Source organism: Streptomyces sp. 1331.2, from assembly GCF_900199205.1.
Taxonomy (GTDB): Bacteria; Actinomycetota; Actinomycetes; order Streptomycetales; family Streptomycetaceae; genus Kitasatospora.
Map to the genome: position 1 here is coordinate 329,394 of NZ_OBMJ01000002.1, position 19,040 is coordinate 348,433.

The window sequence follows — 19,040 nt, forward strand, 5'->3', positions numbered from 1 at the left end:
ACAAGGCCGGGCGGCGGGACCGGGAGGTCAGGTGGCGGGGAGGCGGTTCGCCAGCTCTCGGAAGCGGGCGGAGGGTCGCATCATGCCGTTGTCGCCGACGTTCAGGTTCTCCAGCCAGCCGTCCCGGTACCAGAAGATCGACGAGGTCAGCGGGGCCGGATCGTTGGCCTGGAGCTGCTTCGACAGGTCGATCATGAAGCGGATCGCGTTCAGCGACGAGCTGCTGCGGATCGGCGCCGCGCAGAACGCGTTGCTCGTCGGCAGGGTGACCAGGGCGCCGTGGGGGAGTTCGACCCCGCCCAGGGCGTTCTCCAGCCGCAGGGCCTGGGCCGCGCCGGGCCACACCCCCGTCCCGTTGACGGCGTAGAGGACGTCGCCGTTCGTCGCATTGAAGGACTGCCGGTTGAGTTGCTCGGTGGCCAGGTTGGCGAAGGCCCGCTCCCAGAGCTCGGCCCGGCTGACGCTCCACTGGTCGGCGGCGTGCTCGGCTATCGACAGGGCCTCGGTCGTCCCGCCCCGCTTCCCGCCGTTGACGCACAGGACGACCGACAGCTCGTCGTCGATCTGCCGGGCCATCGGGTCGGGGCCCAGCCCGCGGGTCGGGGTGACCAGGAGCCGCAGCCGGTCCCGGACCTCGAAGACCGAGATCCCGGCCAGCGCCTTGCACGGGCCGTGCTCGTCGCACAGCGGCTTCGGTAGGTTCTTGCGACTGCCGAACAGCGGCATGGGCGGTTCTCCCGGGGGTCGATGCGGTGGGGCGGACCAAGGCCACAGCATCCCACCGGAGTTCGCCGGCCGTCTCACGGATCATCCGATTCTCAGACACACGCAGCCGGTCCACCACCCCGCGGGGCCGCCCGGCTGCGGGACCACCCGGCTGCGGCACACTGATCACCACGGCCCCGCCCGGATCCCCCGGCGGCAGAGGCCGACGGGCTGGGGGCGGCATGGAGAGCGGCATGGAGATCGGCAGGGTGGTCGGCGGGCGGTACCGGATCGAGGCCGGCGGGGTGGGGGAGGTCCGGTTCGCGCGGGACACCGGGTCGGGGCAGCCGGTGGTGGTGAAGGTGCCGGCCGAGGCGCCGGGGCCGGCCGTCCGGCTGCGGCACCCGGGGATCGTCACGGTGCTGGAGGCGGGCGAGCACGAGGGCAAGCCGTTCCTCGCCATGGAGCGGCTCGACGGGTACACGCTGGAGGACCACCTGCTGGACGGCTGGTACCGGGCGGCCGAGGTCGCCGACTTCGGGGCCCAGGTCGCGGAGGCCCTGGCGGTCGCGCACCGGGCCGGGACGGCGCACGGCGGGATCGAGCCCGCCCGGCTGCTGCTCACCCCGACCGGAGTCGTGAAGATCCTCGGCTTCGGTACGCTCCCCCCGGCGCCGAGCTCCGACCTGTCCGCGCTCGGTACCACGATGCGCGCGCTGCTCGGACACCCGGTGCTGCCCGGCTCGCTGGGCGAACTCGGCGTGATAGTAGCGGAGTTGCTCGACTCACCGGCCGAGCAGGACCCACACCTGACCGGGCAGTTCGCCGCCCGGCTGCGCCGGCTCGCGCAGGACCTGGAGGAGCTGGAGGACCGGGAGCCGGCGCGGCAGCCCCGGGGCCCGGTCGGGGCACAGTCGTTCTGGGTCTACCAGCGCCCGGAGCGGCTGCCGGCGGGGCGGGTCCTGGTCGCGGTGATCTGCGCCGCGCTGGTCGCGGTGACGGCGTTCGCGATCGCGGTGACCGCCTGACGACGTGACGGGCGGAGCGCGTCGGCGATCGCGTCGGCGCTCGCGTCGAATCCGGGCGGCGTACCGGCCACGTCCTCGGACCCTAGGGTCGGCCGGCGCCGCACTGTCCGTCGGAAGTACGGGCGGACCCGGGTACGGCCGGTGCCCTGGCTCGTTGAGCGGGTGTGGCTGACGAAACGGACAACGGCGGGGCGCGGGCACCGATGGTGTGGGCGCTGGCGGTGCACCAGGTGGATCAGGGGCGCTCGTTCGCGGAACTGATCGTGGAAGTCGGGTCGGACCTCTACCCGGACCTGATGGAGGCCGCGCTCGACAGCGGATTCACGCTCGCAGCGGGTGAGCCCCCGGACACGAGCGGAGCCGTCGAGGTGGGCGAGGGCCGGGTGAAGCGCCTGGCGCTGGTCGGCGGGCGCCAGACGTGGGAGCCGGACACGCGCGTCGAGGCGTCGCCCGGCTGGCTGGCGGCAGCCGAGGGCCGGGGCACCGCGGTGCTGATCCTCGTGCCGCCCGACACCTGGCCGCCCGGCCTGCTCGAACTGGAGCCCGAGGAACGTCTGGACGTCTTCACCCGGAGGTTCGAACGGGAGCTCAGGGCGGGCCGCGTCCTGCACGGCACCGTGTCGGTGCAACGGCGTGGCCCTCTGCAACGTTGAGGCTCCGGGCGCGTTCGGCTCGCGTGGCAGGGCGGACGGAGCTGCCGCAAAGCGGGCGGGGTCCGGCACCCGTGGGGGTGCCGGACCCCGCCCGACAGTGGAGCGCCAGGCCCGGGTTGCACGGACTCTCCCTACTGAAAGTAGGACGTGCTCTGGTAGCACCGCTGACGCCTGGCGAGGAATCATCTCCCTCGCAACGAGAGGGATATTAGCAGGTCAGCAGCCCATCGTCGAAAGTTCGAAAGTTCGAAAGTTCGAAGGCCGATCAGAAGAACACCCCGCACCGCAGCAGCACGTTCGCGTACGGCCGGGCTTCCCCGGTCCGCACCACCAGGCGCGCCCCCGCACTCAGCTCCTTCAGCGTTTCGTGCGGCACGTAGGCCAGTTCGGCGAAGGAGCCGGTCAGCAGCTCGTCTGTGGCGGGGTTCGCCTCCCGTACCTCCTGCGCCGCGAGTGCGCCCTCGATCACCAACTCGTCGAGGAGCCCGGCCAGTACGTCCTCGAACGACGGGATCCCCGCCCGGAAGGCGAGGTCGACCACCCGGGGCCCGTCCGGAACCGGCATCCCTGCGTCGCACACGAGCACCTGGTCGCCGTGCCCCAACGCGGCGACGGCTCCGGCGAGATGGCGATTCAGAATCCCGCCCTTCTTCACAGCGACTCGACCTCTTCGTCGGTGGGGAACGACTCCTGGGCCCCCCGCCGCGTCACGGCGACGGCGCCCACCCGGGCGGCGTACCCGGCGGCCTCCGCGAGCGAGGCCCCCGCGCCCAGCTTCCAGGCCAGGGCAGCCGTGAAGGAGTCGCCGGCACCCGTCGTGTCGACGGCGTCGACCTTCACCGACGCGACCCGTACGACCTCCTCCCCGGCGGACGCGACCAACGCGCCCTCCGAGCCGAGCGTCACCACGACCGATCGGGGCCCGCTCGCAAGCAACTCCCGCACCCATGCGGCGGGATCGTCGGCGGCGCGGGAGTCGCCGGCCGGGCGGGAGTCGTCGACGGCCTCGCCGCCCAGGATCACCCGGGCCTCGTGCTCGTTGACGATCAGCGGGTCGCAGGCCGCCAGCACCTCGGCCGGCAGCGCCTGCGGCGGAGAGGGGTTCAACACGAACCTCGTGCCGGACGGCAGTTGCCGCACGACCTCCACGACCGACTCCAACGGGATCTCCAACTGCGTCGAGACCACCCGAGAGGCGCGGAACAGCGGCCCGGCGGCCCGGACGTCCTCCGGCGTGAGCCGCCCGTTCGCACCGGGCGACACCACGATGCTGTTGTCCCCGAGGGGTCGACGGTGATCAGTGCGACGCCGGTCGGGGCCCCGCCCACCAGGACGCCCTCCGTGTGGACCCCCGCGCTGCGCTGCGACTCCAGCAGCAGCCGCCCGTTCGCATCGTCCCCGACCCGCGCGAGCAGCGCCGTGCGCGCCCCGAGCCGCGCGGCGGCGACCGCCTGGTTGGCCCCCTTGCCGCCGGGATGGACGGCGAGGTCCGACCCGAGCACCGTCTCCCCGGCCCCGGGCCTGCGCTCGACACCGATCACGAGATCGACGTTGGCCGACCCCACGACCAGCACGTCGTAGTCGTACGTGAAACCCATGAAACTCCCCAATCAGGAAATCCGAAAAGCAGGAAATCCGAAACGAGGCGGCCGGAGCCCCGTTTCCGCGGGCACCCCGGCCACCCCTCTCCCCGTCTCAGCCGCTGAACCCGGCCACGGTCTCCTTCGTGACCACCTTCACCGGCACCTTGATGGTCTCCTCGACCTTCTCCCCCTTGATCGCCTTGACCGCGTTGTCCACGGCGATCTTCCCGAGCTGCGACGGCTGCTGGGCCACCGACGCGTACAGCGCCCCCTGCTCGACCGCCTTCAGCCCGTCGGGAGTTCCGTCGAAACCGACGACCTGCACGGATTCGCCGGCCTTGGACCCGAGCGCCTTCACCGCGCCGAGCGCCATCTCGTCGTTCGCGGCGATGACACCCTGGACGTCCGGGTGCGCCTGGAGCAGGTTCGACATGACGTCGAGCCCCTTGGTCCGGTCGAAGTCGGCCGGCTGCTGCGCGACGACCTCGATCCCCGGGTACGCCTCCAGTCCCTTGGCGAAGCCCTCGGCCCGCTCGCGCGCGGCGGAGGTACCGGCCAGCCCCTGGAGGATCACGATCTTCCCGCTGCCACCGAGCTTGTCGGCGATGGCCTTCGCCGCCTGCTCGCCGCCGGCGACGTTGTCGGAGGCGACCAGTGCGTTCACATCGGCGTTGTTGACGCCGCGGTCGACGGCGATGACCGGGATCCTCGCCTTGCCCGCGGCCTGCACGGAGTTGCTCGCCGCGTCGGAGTCCACCGGATTGACGACGATCGCCGCGAGCTTCGAACTGGTGAAGTTCTGCAGCTGGTTGGCCTGCTGCGAGGCGTCGTTCTGCGCGTCGGTGACGGTCAGGTCCACCCCCAGCAGCTTCGCCTCGGCCTGCGCACCCGACCGGATCTGCACGAAGAACGGGTTGTTGAGCGTGGAGAGCGAGAGGCCGATCTTCCGGGTGCCGGCCTTCGGATCGCCGTGCAGGAACGACGTCGCACCCACGATCGCCACCGCCACGACAGCCGCGATCCCGTACGTGGCGGCCTGCCTGCCCCTTCCGCCGCCTGGCGCCCCGATCGCCGTGGGAGAGGCCCCGGCCTTGCGCCGCACCGTGTCGAGCAGCACCGCCAGGGCGATGACGACACCGATGACGACCTGCTGCCAGAACGCGGAGACGTTCAGCAGGTTCAGCCCGTTGCGCAGCACCGCGAGGATGAGCGCGCCGATCAGCGTCCCCGACGCCTTGCCGGTACCCCCGGCGAGGGAGGCGCCGCCGATGACGACGGAGGCGATGGCGTCCAGCTCGTACCCGGTGGCCGCCTGCGGCTGCGCGGAGGAGAGCCGGGAGGCCAGGACGACACCGGCGACCGCGGCGAACACACCGGACAGCGCGTAGATCGCGAGCTTCTGCCGGGGCACCCGCAGACCCGAGAGCCGGGCCGCCTCCTCGTTGCCGCCGATGGCGTACATCGAGCGGCCGATGTACGTACGGCCGAGGACGAACGCCGTGACGAGCCCCATGGCCACCATGACCAGTACCGGCACCGGCAGCCACCCGCCGAGCGTGTCACCCAGGTGGGAGACGGAGGCCGGGAACGCGATCGGCGATCCGTCCGAGATCACCAGTGCCAGGCCACGCCCCACCGACAGCGTCGCGAGCGTCGCGATGAACGGCGGCAGCTTGCCGTACGAGATCAGGAAGCCGTTCACCAGGCCGGCGGCCACGCCCGTCGCCAGCGCCAGCAGCACCGCGACGGCCACCGGCACTCCGTGCGCCGTGGCGCTCCACGCCAGCACGGTCGCCGACAGCGCGGCCACCGAACCGACCGACAGGTCGATGCCCGCCGAGACGATCACGAAGGTGACGCCGAAGGCGAGGACGGCGGTCACAGCCGCCTGGACGCCGACGTTGAGCAGGTTGTCGGTGGTGAGGAAGTCGCCCGACAGCGCCGACATGGCGATGACGAGGGCGATCAGCGCGGTCAGCGCGCCGTTGTCGAGCAGCAGACGGCGCAACGCCGCGGCGCCACCGGCGCCCGTACCGCCCTTGAGCGTTTCAGCGGCCACGGGGGGCCTCCAGTTCGGTAGTGGGATTGCTCACGGCCAGCGACATGACCGCGTCCTGCGTGGCCTCGTCGGCGGACAACTCGCCCGCGATCCGGCCCTGGGCCATCACCAGCACCCGGTCGCTCATCCCGAGCACCTCGGGCAGATCGCTGGAGATCATGAGGACGGCGGCCCCGGTCGCCGTCAGTTCGTTGATGAGCTGGTAGATCTCGACCTTGGCGCCGACGTCGATGCCGCGCGTGGGCTCGTCGAGGATCAGCACCTTGGTGTCGGCCAGGAGCCACTTGCCGATGACGACCTTCTGCTGGTTGCCGCCGGACAGCGTGCGCACCTGCTGACCGAGCCCGGCCATCCGTACGCCGAGTTGCCCGGCGATCCGCTCGGCGGCGTCGTGCTGACCCCTGAGGTCGACGATTCCGGCCCTGGTGGCGGCCTTGAGGGTGACGAGTCCGAGGTTCTCCTCGACCGACTGGTCGAGCACCAGCCCCTGACCCTTGCGGTCCTCGGGCACCAGCCCGATCCCCGCGGTCATGGCGGCGCCGATGTCGTGCCGCTTCAGGTCGGCCCCGGCGACGCGGACCGTACCGCGGTCGTACGGGTCGGCCCCGAAGACGGCCCGGACCACCTCGGTGCGCCCCGCCCCGACCAGCCCCGCGACGCCGACGACCTCGCCGGCCCGCACCTCGAAGCTGACGTCGTGGAAGGCACCGTCCCGGGACAGTCCCTCCACGGACAGCAGCGCGGTGCCCGGGACGGCCCGCTCGCGCGGGTACTGCTGCTCGATGGACCGGCCGACCATCAGCCGGACGAGCTCCTCCTCCGGCGTGGAGGCGGGCACCTGCCCGACCGACCTGCCGTCCCGGATGACCGTGACCCGGTCCCCGAGGGCGGCGATCTCCTCCAGGTGGTGCGTGATGAAGACGATCCCGACGCCGTCCTCGCGCAGCCTGCGCACGATCACGAACAGCTTCTCGACCTCCTCGGAGGTCAGCACGGCGGTCGGCTCGTCCATGATCAGAACCCGCGCGTCCAGGCTCAGCGCCTTGGCGATCTCGACCATCTGCAGGCGTGCGATGCCGAGTTCGCGCACCCGCGCGCGGGGCGACACGCTGACGCCGACGCGATCCAGCAGCTCCGAGGCGTCCGCCTCCATCCTCTTCCGGTCGATCACCCCGAACCGGCGCGGCTGGCGCCCCAGGAAGATGTTCTCGGCGACCGTCAGATCGGGGACGAGGTTGAACTCCTGGTAGATGGTGGCGATCCCGAGTCGCTCGGAGTCCTGCGCACCATGGATGCGGACCTCCTCACCGCCGACCAGGATGCGGCCCTCGTCGGGGGCGTGGGCACCGGAGAGCATCTTGATCAGGGTGCTCTTCCCCGCGCCGTTCTCACCGAGCAGCACATGGACCTCGCCCCGCCGCAGGTCGAAGTCGACGCGGTCCAGCGCGACCACCCCGGGGAAGGTCTTCCGTATGCCCTCGATGCGCAGCAACTCGTCCGCGTTGCTCACGACTGGCTCCTGTTCGTTGCGGGGTTCTCGTTCGTCACGGGGTTCTCGCCGCACGAGCGGCGAACGACGAGACGGGCGGGGAGCGTCACCGAGCGCGGCGGCCGCCCCTCGATGCGGTCCACGAGCGCGCGCACGGCGGCCCGGCCCAGCTCGCCCGTGGGCTGGGCGATCGCGGTGATCGGCGGGTCCGTGTGCACGAACCAGGGGATGTCGTCGAACGCGGCGAGCGCGATGTCCTCCGGCACCCGCAGGCCACGGGCGCGTACGGCGTCCAGCGCGCCCAGCGCCATCAGGTTGTCCGCCGCGAACACGACCTGCGGGGGCTCGGCGAGGTCGAGGAACCGCTCGGTCTCCCGCCGGCCGCTGGCTGCCTGGAAGTCACCCTGGCCGATGTACTGGTCCGGCAGGTCGAGGCCGCACTCCGCCAGCGCCTCGCGGAACGCCTCCACGCGCTCCTGCCCGGTCGTGGTGGCCGCCGGCCCGGCGATGATCGCCAGCCGCCGGTGCCCCAGCCGGTGCAGGTGCACGACGAGATCCCGTACGGCACCCCGCCCGTCCGCCCGCACCACCGGCACGTCGACGCCGGGGATCCACCGGTCCACGAACACCATCGGTGTCCCGGCCCGGGCGGCGTCCAGCATGAGCGGCGACCCGCCGTCGGTGGGCGAGACCAGCAGCCCGTCGATACGGCGGTCCAGCAGCGTCCGTACGTGGTGGTCCTGCAGTTCCGGCCGCTCGTCGGCGTTACCGATGATCACGCTGTACCCCAGCGCCCGCGCCGCTTCCTCCACGGACCGTGCGAGCTCGGTGAAGTACGGGTTCAGCACGTCGCTGATCACGAGGCCGAGCGTGTGGGTCTGGTCGGTACGCAGCGACCGCGCCACGGCGTTGGGCCGGTACCCGAGCGATGCGACGGCGGCCAGCACCCGCGCCCGCGCGCCCTCGCTCACCGACGGGTGCTCATTCAGGACACGCGAGACAGTGGCGACGGACACGCCTGCCTCGGCGGCGACGTCCTTGATGCTCGTCACAGCCGCCCCACCTCCTCGTGGAATCGATTACATCAACGCGTTCCCCCGATTGGAATCGATTACATGCCCGTAGGGCAAGCCTTGAGCCGATGGCTGAAACCTGATCGTGATGAACGCCGGCCGCTCAAGCAGCCACCTGCGGCGGGAATCGGGCGCGCAAGAGGCAAGCCCCGGGCCGCCGGCCCGGGGCTTGCCCGTCAACCGCCGGACCGCCCTAGATGCTCGATCCGCCGCCGGAGGTGTTGTTCCACCAGGCGCTGTAGGCGTTCAGCGAGTACCGCTTCTGCACGCCGCCGGTCGAGGTGATCTCGATGCCGAACTGCATCGTGTCGAAGGTGGTGTTGCGCAGGAGGTTCTGCGACGCGGCCCAGCGCCAGACCGCCGAGGCGTCGATGGTGCCGGTGTCGGTCTGCTGGGCGGGGATGAGCTGCAGGACGTTCCAGCCGGGATCGGCCTGCCAGACCGACGCGTACCGGATGCCGCCGATGGTCACGTTGGACGCGATCTGCCGTCCCCAGCCGCCTGCCGACGTGCCGGACCAGCTGGTGAAGACCATGATCTCGTCCTGGTTGCCGGTCGACCAGAGGTCGCTCGTCCAGTCCCACCAGTCACCGCCGGCGACGGGAGCCGACGACGTGTTGTACCAGAAGCCCGCCGAGTTCAGCTGCGACAGCGGCGTCCGGGGCCGGACCCCGGTGTTCGGGTAGGACTTGACCCCGCCGCCGGAGTGGTCGGCGTCGACGTACCAGGACTTGATGCTGTTGACGGTCAGGCACTGCGGTCCGTGGTTCTGGCCCCAGACGTCGTTGTAGACCGTCCAGGTGCCCTGGGTGTACTGACCCCACTGGTCGCAGGTGGAGTACACCTGGGCCTGCGCCGGAGACGCGATGCTCAGGAACGCTGCGATCAGGGTGGCGATCAGGGCCGGACGACCGAAGCCGGCCGACTTCTTGCCGCGGATGGATTCACGGGTGTGCCATCTCATGTGTCCCTCCAAGGACGGCGATGGGTTGTTCCGGACTCCCGGTCCGGTGGCGGGACCTGACGGCCGTGAGGTGTCGCCCGCCGGCGAATCCGGGTTCGGGACGGCGCGGCTCGGCCCCGTCGGAGGTGGCGCGCTCAAGAACTGCGGGAACGGCGCCCGGTCCCCTGACCTTCGAGCACCGGGCTTGCCGGACGCAGGTGCGAAGGGTCGAAGCGCTTGCGCCCGTGGACAGTAGTAATGACGGAGCCTCAGCACAGCAAGGCCGTGCGCAGGAGGACACAGCTCTTTCACCTGTCGACTGTCGAACCGCCCTCGAAGGACTGTCGAACCGCTTCCGAACGGCAACGGCTGCAGGAGCGCACGGGGCGAGGGACGGCTTGGCCCGCACTGCCGGCGAGAGTATTGACACGCTAATTGTGAGCGTTAACACTCTTGCAACAGGCGGGCGCCGCACCAAGCCCCCTGGGCGGCGACGCGCGCTCATGCGAAGGACTGCGGCCGCTGTACTCCCCGTTTTCTCCTCTTACGCACGATGGAGTTCGCCATGCCGGCTCACCCCTTCAGCCGCCGTGCCATGTTCAGGGCGACCGGCGCCGCGGCCGTGGCCGCAGCCGCCGGCCCCGTCCTCGGTCCGGTCACCGCCGCGGCGGATACGCCCCCGGTCAGGTCCGACGTCGGAGTGTCGACGGTCCCGTTCGAGCTGGGCCAGGTCCGGCTCACCAGCAGCCGATGGCTCGACAACCAGAACCGCACCCTGGCCTACCTCCGCTTCGTCGACGTCGACCGCCTGCTGTACAACTTCCGCGCCAACCACCGGCTCTCCACCAACGCCGCTGCCGCGAACGGTGGTTGGGACGACCCGGGGTTCCCCTTCCGCACCCACGTGCAGGGCCATTTCCTCTCGGCGTGGGCCCAGGCCGCCGTCGCGCTCGGCGACACCACCTGCCGCGACAAGGCCGACCGGATGGTGGCCGAACTCGCCAAGTGCCAGGCCAACAACGCTGCCGCGGGCTTCTCCGCCGGCTACCTGTCGGGCTTCCCCGAGGCCGACTTCGCCAGCCTCGAAGCGGGCAGGCTGAGCAACGGCAACGTCCCGTACTACTGCGTCCACAAGACCATGGCCGGTCTGCTCGACGTGTGGCGCCTCCTGGACAACACCCAGGCCCGCGACGTGCTCCTCGCGCTCGCCGACTGGGTCGACCGCCGCACCGCCGCGCTCGGCTACAGCACGATGCAGTCGGTGCTGGGCACCGAGTTCGGCGGAATGAGCGAGGTGTTGGCCGATCTGTGCCAACAGACCGGTGACACCCGCTGGCTGACCACCGCTCAGCGCTTCGACCACGCCGCCGTCCTCGACCCGCTCGCCGCGAACCTGGACCGGCTCAACGGCCTGCACGCCAACACGCAGGTGCCCAAGTGGATCGGAGCCGTCCGCGCGTACAAGGCCACCGGGACGACCCGCTACCGCGACATCGCCGCCAACGCCTGGGCGATCACCACCGGCTCGCACACCTACGCCATCGGCGGCAACAGCCAGGCGGAGCACTTCCGGGCCGCGAACGCCATCTCCGGCTACCTCACCGACGACACCTGCGAACTCTGCAACTCCTACAACATGCTCAAGCTGACCCGGGAACTGTGGCAGCTGAACCCGGACCAGGCCTCGTACTTCGACTTCTACGAGAAGACGCTGCTCAACCACGTCCTCGGCGCCCAGAACCCGGCCGACCCGCACGGCCACATCACCTACTTCAGCTCCCTCAACCCGGGTGGCCGCCGGGGCAAGGGCCCGGCCTGGGGCGGCGGCACCTGGAGCACCGACTACGGCACCTTCTGGTGCTGCCAGGGAACGGGCGTCGAGTCCAACACCAAGCTGATGGACTCCGTCTACTTCCACGACGGCACCACCCTCACGGTGAACCTGTTCCTGCCGTCCGTCCTGGACTGGACCCAGCGGGGCATCACCGTCACCCAGACCACCGCGTTCCCGGCCGAGGACACCACGACGCTCAAGGTCACCGGCAGCGTCGGCGGGACGTGGTCCCTGCGCGTCCGCATCCCCGGGTGGACCTCGGGCGCCGTCGTCAGCGTCAACGGCGTCGCGCAGAGCGTCGCGGCCACCCCGGGCACGTACGCCACCCTCACCCGGTCCTGGGTCTCCGGCGACACCGTCACCGTGAAGCTCCCGATGCGGGTGGCCCTCCAAGCCGCCAACGACAGCCCGGGCGTCGCGGCGGTCACCTACGGCCCCGCCGTCCTGGCCGGCAACTACGGCAGCACCGCGCTGTCCGCCCTCCCGGCCCTGGACGCCGCCACGATCACCCGGACCAGCAGCACCGCCCTCGCCTTCACGGCCACCGCCGACGGAGCGAAGGTCGACCTCGGCCCGTTCCACGACGCCCAGGGCTTCAACTACACCGTCTACTGGCGGACCGACAGCGCGAGCTTCCGTCTGGTCAACGCGGCCAGCGGCCTCGTCCTCGGCATCCAGAACACGTCCACCGCCGACGGCGGCCTCGCCCTGCAGTGGCCCGACACCGGCACCGCCGACCACAACTGGGCCCTCGTCGTCGACGGCGCCGCACTGCGGCTGCGCAACGCCAACAGCGGCAAGGTCCTCGGCGTGAAGGACATGTCCACCGCCGACAACGCCCCGATCCTCCAGTGGGCCGACTCGGGCACCGCCGACCACCGGTGGACCGTCGTCGACGCCGGCAACGGCTACTACAAGCTCCAGAACGTCAACAGCGGCAAGCTGCTCGGCATCGCCGGCGGCTCCACCGCCCAGGGCGCCGCAGCCGTCCAGCTGCCCGACAGCGGTTCCGCCGCCGGCCAGTGGCAGTTCGCCCCCGTCGGCGCCCGGCGGATCCAGAACGTCGCCAGCGGGCGGCTGCTCGGCATCCGGGACATGTCCACCGCCGACGGCGGCCTGGCCATCCAGTGGGACGACAACGGCACCGCCGACCACCTCTGGACGGCCGCCCTCGACACCGGCGGCTACCTGCGCCTGCGCAACGCCAACAGCGGCAAGGTCCTCGCCACGGAGAACGGCGGCACCGCCAACGGCACCCGGATCGTCCAGTGGGCCGACAACGGCGCCGCCGACCACCGGTGGCGCCTGCGCCACGGTGGCGGCGACACCTTCCGGATCCAGTGCGCCGACAGCGGCCGCGTCCTCGGCATCTCCGGTGCCTCCACCGCCTCGGGAGCGCAGGCCGTGCTCTGGGACGACAACGGCACCAGCGACCACCTGTGGCGGTTCATCTGATCCGGCGCCGGATCGCGGTCGCCGCGGGGTGATCGCAGCCGGATCCCGCAGCAACGCTGCCCGGATCCGGCTGCGATCAGCGGTGGTCGTTCAGCGGTGGTCGTTCAGCGGTTCACCGCCCGCATCCCGTCCTCGTCGTAGCGCTCGCCCGCCACCTCGGGCAGCTCGGCGTCGATCCGGGCCAGGTCGTCCTCGGTCAACTCGACGTCGACCGCGCCCGCGTTCTGCTCCAGGTAGGTGCGGCGCTTGGTACCGGGGATCGGCACGAGGTCCTCGCCGCGGGCGAGGACCCAGGCGATCGCCAACTGGGCCGGAGTGACGCTCTTCTCCGCGGCGATCTCCTTCACCTTCTCCGCGAGCCGCAGGTTGGCGGCCAGGTTGGCCTCGGTGAAGCGGGGGTTGGTGCGGCGGAAGTCGTCCTTGTCGAGCTCGTCCGGGGAGCTGAAGCGGCCCGCGAGGAAGCCGCGGCCCAGCGGGGAGTACGGCACGAAGCCGATTCCGAGCTCCCGGCAGGTGGGGAGCACCTCGGCTTCCACGTCCCGCGTCCAGAGCGAGTACTCGCTCTGGACGGCGGTGACCGGGTGGACGGCGTGGGCGCGGCGGATGGTCTCGCCGCTCGCCTCGCTCAGCCCGATGTACCGCACCTTTCCCTCGGCGACCAGTTCGCCGAGCGCGCCGACGGTCTCCTCGATGGGCACGGTCGGGTCGACCCGGTGCTGGTAGTACAGGTCGATGCGGTCGGTGCCGAGCCGCGCGAGCGAACCGTGGACGGAGCTGCGCACGTGCTCGGCGGAGCCGTCCTGGCGGCCCACGGTGGACATGTCGCCCGGAACGGCGTTGTCCATCCGGTAGTTGAACTTCGTGGCGATCACGTACTCGTCCCGGTGCCCGCGGACGGCTTCGCCGACCAAGGACTCGTTGGTGAGCGGTCCGTAGACCTGCGCGGTGTCGAGGAACGTGATGCCGAGGTCCAGGGCGCGGCGGATGGTCGCGACGCCCTCGTCCTGGTCGGCCGTGCCGTAGAAGGCGGACATCCCCATGCAGCCGAGGCCGATGGCGGACACCTGGAGGTCCCGCAGACTGCGCTGTTGCATGTGGCGTGCCGGCCCTTCGTCTCGTTCTTCCCATGGGCCGACGCCTTCCGACGCCCCGGTCCGGGCGACCGGCCGGCCTCGTCCCCTCGGGGAGGACCTTACGGTGTCGGGGCCGTCCGGAGGCGGAACGGCACGGCCGGGGGACCAACGAGGCTCCCCGGCCCGCCGGTTGAGGTCTGGGACCGCCCGCCCGACCGCCGGGGCGCCTCGCTCTCCCCTCCTGCGATCAGGCCGTCACCCGATCCGTGCCGCCCCGGCGGAGCCCAGGGCTTCGAAGTCCGCCACCAGGTCGGCGGGGGAGGGGAGGGCGTCGATCTCCGCCTTCATGGCCGCGGCCGACTTCCGCAGGCCGTCGTCGGTGAGCAGCCGGTCGAGCAGGGCGGTGTCGACGGCGTCCAGGCTGGAGGACAGCGCGAAGCCGTTGGCCTGCCCGGCGGCGGCGTTGGCGAAGTTGTCGGCACCCTGGGGGAGGACCAGCTGGGGGACGCCCAGCGCGGCGGCGGTCATCATGCTGCCCGAGCCGCCGTGGTGGACGACGCCGTCGCTGGCCTGGAGCAGCTGGCTCAGCGGCACCCACGGCAGCGGCCGGACGTTGCCGGGCAGCGTGCCGAGCGGCGTGAGGTCCGCGTCGCCGGCGGCGAGCAGGATCTCGGCGTCGAGCGCCCCCGCCTGCTCGATCAGGCGGGAGAGGGGCGCGATGCCCTCCCAGTCGGTGAACACCGTGCCCAGCGTCACCGCGATCCGCGGCCTGGTGCCGCGCCCGATCAGGTCGGCGGGGATCGTCCCGCCGCCGTTGTACGGCACGTACCGCACGCGCCAGCCCCCGCCGTCGCCGCCGAGCGAGGCCGGCACGACGTCCAGGACGGTGGACGCAGCGCTCGCCTCGACCCCCCGCGCGCGGTAGTCGTCGGCGAGCAGTCGGCGCAGGCGGGCCGCCGCCCCGCCCGAGGTGACCCCGAAGTTGTGCCGCACCGCGGGGATGCCGAACCTGGCGGCCACCAGCGGTGCGGCGCCCTGGAAGGACTCGTGCACGATGACGTCAGGCCGCCAGTCCTCCGCGACCTTCAGCAGGTCGTCGATGGTCGAGCGGCCGAACTCGGCGAAGCCGAGGGCGCTCAGTTCGTTCGTCTCGTCCTCCGTCCGCTCCGCGTCGGCGAACCGGACGTCCTTCGGGAGGGCGCGGGCGAAGGCCTCCCTGAGGGTGGTGCCGTCGCCGATCTCGACGACGGGCAGTCCGGTGTTGCGCAGGATCGCGACCGGCGGCTGGCCGGCGAACAGGACGTCGTGGCCGGCCGCCCGCAGGGCCAGTGCGGTGGGGATCACGGGGAAGATGTGGCCGACCGCCCCGGGGGCGGTGAACAGGACTCGCACGGTGGTTCTCCTGATGCAGACGGGTGCTCGTGGTCGGACGTGCTCGCGGTGCTGGGAGTGGGACCGTCCGCGGCCGGCCGGCAGGGCCCGTCCACCCGGGACATCCGGGTCCGCCTTGATGTCGGCTGTGGCCACGTCGCCCCTGGTGAGCCGGTGACCGCCCCCCGGCGGTCACTGTGCGGACGATCCTGGCACGGCCCGTTCCGACCAGGCACTCGTATCTTCTGACAGATGTTCACCTCAGGTGCGGCCGGCTTTCCTTGGGCTTGACATCGGGCCGCTCCCCTTGCCATGCCGTCGCGTCTGTGTCCTGAACGGCCGCGTCCTGAACGGCCGCGTCTTCGCGCCCGCCGTGTCCGCGCGCCCGCTCCGAGAGGCCGGCGGACGGGTTCAGTGGACGGGTTCAGTGGACGGTGCCCTCGTGGGTGTGGATGTCGGTGGGGCGGGTCGAGGCGGCCAGCAGCGCGCGCACGGCGCGGGCGGTGGTAGCGGCGGGGAGGGACGGGGTGGCGGAGTCGAGGACCTGCTCGGGCAGGGCGGGGACGTGGACGAAGCCTCCGCGGGTGCCGGGGCGTTCGGCGGCGAGGAAGTGCATGAGGGTGTAGAAGACGTGGTTGCAGACGAAGGTCCCGGCGGTGTGGGACAGGGAGGCGGGCAGGCCGGCCTCCCGGACGGCGGCCACGCAGGCCTTGACGGGCAGGGTGGCGAAGTAGGCGGCGGGTCCGCCGGGGACGACGGGCCGGTCGACGGGTCGGCGGCCCGCGTTGTCGGGGATGCGCGCGTCGTCGACGTTGACGGCTATCCGCTCGACGGTGATGTCGGGCCTGCCGGTGGCCTGGCCGAGGCAGACCACCACCTCCGGCTCGGCTTCCCGGACGGCGGTGCGCAGTTCGTCGGCCGCCTGTCCGAAGACGCAGCTGAGCCGGGCGGGGGTGACGTGCAGTCCCGCGGGCGGGTTGTCGGCGACGAGACGGGCGACCTCCCAGGCGGGGTTGAGGGCGGCGCCGTCGAACGGCTCGAAGCCGGTGAGCAGGACCCGGGTCATGGGCGGTCAGGGCCTTTCCTGTCGATCGCGCGGTTCGGTCGGGGGATCCGGACGCAGGGCCGGCCGGCTCAGAACGCGAAGAGCGACATGATGGCGATGTTGCACACCAACAGGACGCCTGCCGTGGGCAGTTGGGCCTTGATCGGGCCGTACTGGTCCTTGAGTTCGAGCAGTGCGGCCGGGACCAGGTTGAAGTTCGCGGCCATCGGGGTCGTCAGGGTGCCGCAGAAGCCGGCCAGCATCCCGACGGCCAGGACGACGGCGGGATCGCCGTGCAGTTGGGCGACCAGGACCGGCCAGCCGATGGCGGCGGTCATGACGGGGAACGCGGCGAAGGCGTTGCCCATGACGACGGTGAACACGGCCATGCCGACGCAGTAGAGCGCCACCGCGGTGTACTTGCTGCCGTCCGGCAGGAGATGGGTGGTGAGCTTGCCGACCTGGGTGCCGACGCCGGCGGTCTGGAAGATCGAGCCGAGGACGGCGAGGAGCTGGGGCAGCAGCAGGGACCAGCCCATGGCCTCCAGCAGCCCGCGGCCGGAGTGCAGGGCGACGGCGGGGTTGCGCTCGCGGGTGAGGAGGAGGGCGACGGCCAGGGCGACGAGCGCTCCGATGCCGAGTCCGAGGAGCGTCTCGCTGCCGGGCTGGAGGAGCGTGCCGCGGCCGAGGTGCACGCCCTTGAGGAGGGTGGCGCACAGCAGCGCGACGAGGGGCAGGGTGAGCGCGGGGACGAAGAGCCGGCTGCCGAGTCGGGCGGCGGAGGCGCCGCGCTGCTCGGGGGTGGTGGTCGCCGGGGTGCCGCGTCCGGTGAGCCCGAAGCCGGCCAGGCAGATCACGGCCAGGACGGCGACGCCCAGCGGCGCGGCGGGTGCCTTCTTCTCCGCGACCCACGTGCCGTAGCCGAAGCTCACGCCGAGCAGGCCCCAGAACGCGGCGCTGCCAAGGCGCTTGGGGTTGGTGCGGTCGACCGCCATCTGCGCGGCCATCGCGACGAAGACGGCCCCGACGAGCCAGTAGAGCCATTCGACCTTGATCACTTGGACCCCTCCCGGACACGGGCGGGGGCGGGGGCAGTGGTACCGGCGGCGGTCAGGTCACGCGTGAGGGTGCGGTCCAGGCGCAGCAGGCGCCCGCCGTGGACGAGGGTCGCGCAGATCGCGGTGGGAATCGCCCAGAGCGCGAGCTGCACCGGTTCCAGGCCGGTGTGATAAGTCGCGTTGACGAAGCCGGTGATCAGGAGGATCGAGCCGACGGCGAGGAAGCAGTCCTCGCCGAAGAAGAGGCCCACGGTGTCCGCGCTGGAGGCGAAGGAGCGCAGGCGCTCGCGCGCCCGGTCCGTCAGCGGGCCGTGCCTGCGTTCGGCGGCGGCCTCCGCCATCGGCGCGATCATCGGCCGCACCGCCTGGGCCGGGCCGCCGAGCGCGGTCAGGCCGAGTGCGGCGGCGAGTTGGCGGACCACCAGGTAGACCGCGAGGAGGCGGCCGGCGCTGACCTTCGCCAGCCGGTTCATCAGGGTGCGGGCCTGCTCCTGGAGTCCGTGGCGCTCCAGGAGGCCGATGACCGGCAGGGTGACGACGAAGAGGGTCACCGAGCGGCTGGAGGCGAAGCCCGTCCCGAACGCCTCCAGGACCTTGACCGGGCTCAGCCCGCCCAGCAGGCCGGTGAGGACGCCTGCCGCACCGACGACGAGGAGCGGATTGCGCCGGGTGGCGAATCCCGCCACCACGACGAGGATGCCGACAAGAACGATCATGTTCCTGGCCGCCTTTCGGAGGGGTCTCCGCCGGACACGGTCCGCACCCGGCGGATGAAGGCCACGGCCCAACGGGCCGCGACCGTACGGGGGTTGCCGCGAGGCTAGGGGATTGTGGAACAATCCGACAAGACTTCGGGCGGTATCCCCTTCCGACGCCGACACGACACCAGGGGAGGAGCCGGACCATGACCGGGACCTTCGACACACTCGCCGCCGACCGGAACCGGCTCGAACGCACCGGCATCGCCCAACGAGTGGCCGACATCCTGCGCGAGCACATCACCGAAGGCCGGCTCACCCCGGGCACCCGCCTGTCGGAGGAAGCCCTGGGCGGAGCACTCGCCGTCTCACGCAACACGCTCCGCGAGGCCTTCCGCCTCCTGGCCGACCAGCGCCTCGTCGTCCACGAGCTGAACCGCGGCGTCTTCGTCCGGATCCTCACCCCCCGGGACGTCGCCGACATCTACACGCTGCGTCTCGCCCTGGAGATGGCCGGCGTACGGGCCCTGCGCAGCGCGAAACCGGAACACCTGTCCGCGCTGCGGGCCGCGCTCGCGCGCGCGGAGTCCGCCGAGGCACTGGACGACTGGGTCGCCGTGGGCACCGCCGACCTGCACTTCCACCAGGCCGTCGCCGGACTGGCCGGCAGCGACCGGATCGACGAGTGCATGGCCAGGCTGGTCGCGGAACTGCGCCTGGCCTTCGCGGCGGTCCCCTCGGCCCACGGATTCCACGAGCCGTTCCTGCGCCGCAACCAGACGATCGCCGGCCTGCTGGAATCCGGCGAGATCGACGACGCCGAAGTCGAGCTGACGCGCTATCTGGACGACGCCCGCACGGTGATCGTCCAGGCCATGACGGAAGCCGGCCCGTGACGGTCACCGGCCCGTGACGATCACCGGCCCGAGCAGCGCCGGCCGCGGGGCGGTGTGTCAGAGCCACGGTCTACGCT

General features: G+C 71.8%; 15 protein-coding genes and 1 pseudogene. 4 read left to right on the forward strand and 12 right to left on the reverse strand.

From position 1 onward, the window contains the following. Positions 1-27 precede the first annotated feature (27 nt). On the reverse strand, positions 28-726 hold the full coding sequence (locus CRP52_RS34525; RefSeq protein WP_097240780.1) for a hypothetical protein: 699 nt from the start codon (positions 724-726) through the stop codon (positions 28-30). Between the two features lie 233 nt (positions 727-959). Here CRP52_RS34525 and CRP52_RS34530 point away from each other — a divergent pair, with 233 nt between their 5' ends. Continuing rightward, complete coding sequence (locus CRP52_RS34530; RefSeq protein ID WP_179853127.1) at positions 960-1,733, forward strand: protein kinase domain-containing protein; 774 nt, start codon at positions 960-962, stop codon at positions 1,731-1,733. 164 nt (positions 1,734-1,897) lie between these two features. Beyond that, a complete protein-coding gene (locus CRP52_RS34535; protein WP_143685906.1) occupies positions 1,898-2,386 on the forward strand; it encodes a hypothetical protein in 489 nt (162 codons plus the stop codon). A 265-nt stretch (positions 2,387-2,651) separates the two neighbouring features. On the opposite strand, the gene rbsD is transcribed toward CRP52_RS34535, so the two are convergent. From rbsD to CRP52_RS34565, 6 genes and pseudogenes are all read right to left on the reverse strand, one after another. Beyond that, the gene (gene rbsD / locus CRP52_RS34540) at positions 2,652-3,041 is read right to left on the reverse strand and encodes a D-ribose pyranase (RefSeq protein WP_097240783.1); all 390 of its coding nucleotides are present in this window, start codon (positions 3,039-3,041) and stop codon (positions 2,652-2,654) included. Further along, a pseudogene (locus CRP52_RS34545) lies at positions 3,038-3,984 on the reverse strand (ribokinase). The gene rbsD and the pseudogene CRP52_RS34545 overlap by 4 nt, the downstream one beginning before the upstream one ends. Positions 3,985-4,081: 97 nt before the next feature. Further along, entirely contained in the window at positions 4,082-6,028 is a 1,947-nt protein-coding gene (locus tag CRP52_RS34550; RefSeq protein ID WP_097240784.1) for an ABC transporter permease/substrate-binding protein, read from the reverse strand. Beyond that, positions 6,018-7,538, reverse strand: coding sequence for a sugar ABC transporter ATP-binding protein (locus CRP52_RS34555; RefSeq protein WP_097240785.1), 1,521 nt, complete (start codon positions 7,536-7,538; stop codon positions 6,018-6,020). Before CRP52_RS34555 ends, CRP52_RS34550 begins: the two co-directional genes overlap by 11 nt. Further along, positions 7,535-8,569: a LacI family DNA-binding transcriptional regulator gene (locus CRP52_RS34560; protein ID WP_097240786.1), complete on the reverse strand. Its 1,035-nt coding sequence runs from the start codon at positions 8,567-8,569 to the stop codon at positions 7,535-7,537. The genes CRP52_RS34555 and CRP52_RS34560 overlap by 4 nt, the downstream gene beginning before the upstream one ends. A 214-nt stretch (positions 8,570-8,783) precedes the next feature. Continuing rightward, positions 8,784-9,554: a hypothetical protein gene (locus tag CRP52_RS34565; protein WP_097240787.1), complete on the reverse strand. Its 771-nt coding sequence runs from the start codon at positions 9,552-9,554 to the stop codon at positions 8,784-8,786. Between the two features lie 544 nt (positions 9,555-10,098). On the opposite strand from CRP52_RS34565, the gene CRP52_RS34570 reads away from it, so the two are divergent. Beyond that, positions 10,099-12,822, forward strand: coding sequence for a beta-L-arabinofuranosidase domain-containing protein (locus CRP52_RS34570; RefSeq protein ID WP_097240788.1), 2,724 nt, complete (start codon positions 10,099-10,101; stop codon positions 12,820-12,822). Between the two features lie 104 nt (positions 12,823-12,926). On the opposite strand, the gene CRP52_RS34575 is transcribed toward CRP52_RS34570, so the two are convergent. The 5 genes from CRP52_RS34575 to CRP52_RS34595 form a co-directional block, all read right to left on the reverse strand. Next, on the reverse strand, positions 12,927-13,916 hold the full coding sequence (locus CRP52_RS34575; RefSeq protein WP_097240789.1) for an aldo/keto reductase: 990 nt from the start codon (positions 13,914-13,916) through the stop codon (positions 12,927-12,929). A 234-nt stretch (positions 13,917-14,150) separates the two neighbouring features. After that, positions 14,151-15,287, reverse strand: coding sequence for a nucleotide disphospho-sugar-binding domain-containing protein (locus CRP52_RS34580; protein ID WP_097240790.1), 1,137 nt, complete (start codon positions 15,285-15,287; stop codon positions 14,151-14,153). A gap of 403 nt (positions 15,288-15,690) precedes the next feature. Next, complete coding sequence (gene pcp, locus CRP52_RS34585; RefSeq protein ID WP_097240791.1) at positions 15,691-16,332, reverse strand: pyroglutamyl-peptidase I; 642 nt, start codon at positions 16,330-16,332, stop codon at positions 15,691-15,693. 68 nt (positions 16,333-16,400) lie between these two features. After that, positions 16,401-17,369, reverse strand: coding sequence for a DUF979 domain-containing protein (locus tag CRP52_RS34590; RefSeq protein WP_097240792.1), 969 nt, complete (start codon positions 17,367-17,369; stop codon positions 16,401-16,403). Further along, positions 17,366-18,085, reverse strand: coding sequence for a DUF969 domain-containing protein (locus CRP52_RS34595; RefSeq protein ID WP_097240793.1), 720 nt, complete (start codon positions 18,083-18,085; stop codon positions 17,366-17,368). Before CRP52_RS34595 ends, CRP52_RS34590 begins: the two co-directional genes overlap by 4 nt. A gap of 188 nt (positions 18,086-18,273) precedes the next feature. Between CRP52_RS34595 and CRP52_RS34600 the strand changes: the two genes are divergently transcribed. Next, complete coding sequence (locus tag CRP52_RS34600; RefSeq protein WP_097240794.1) at positions 18,274-18,963, forward strand: GntR family transcriptional regulator; 690 nt, start codon at positions 18,274-18,276, stop codon at positions 18,961-18,963. The last annotated feature ends 77 nt before the right edge of the window (positions 18,964-19,040 follow it).

Coding starts and splice junctions, on each gene's coding strand:
- CRP52_RS34565 (WP_097240787.1), bottom strand. CDS start 9,554: ATGAGATGGCACACCCGTGAATCCATCCGCGGCAAGAAGTCGGCCGGC.
- CRP52_RS34600 (WP_097240794.1), top strand. CDS start 18,274: ATGACCGGGACCTTCGACACACTCGCCGCCGACCGGAACCGGCTCGAA.
- CRP52_RS34575 (WP_097240789.1), bottom strand. CDS start 13,916: ATGCAACAGCGCAGTCTGCGGGACCTCCAGGTGTCCGCCATCGGCCTC.
- CRP52_RS34530 (WP_179853127.1), top strand. CDS start 960: ATGGAGATCGGCAGGGTGGTCGGCGGGCGGTACCGGATCGAGGCCGGC.
- CRP52_RS34570 (WP_097240788.1), top strand. CDS start 10,099: ATGCCGGCTCACCCCTTCAGCCGCCGTGCCATGTTCAGGGCGACCGGC.
- CRP52_RS34595 (WP_097240793.1), bottom strand. CDS start 18,085: ATGATCGTTCTTGTCGGCATCCTCGTCGTGGTGGCGGGATTCGCCACC.
- pcp (WP_097240791.1), bottom strand. CDS start 16,332: ATGACCCGGGTCCTGCTCACCGGCTTCGAGCCGTTCGACGGCGCCGCC.
- CRP52_RS34525 (WP_097240780.1), bottom strand. CDS start 726: ATGCCGCTGTTCGGCAGTCGCAAGAACCTACCGAAGCCGCTGTGCGAC.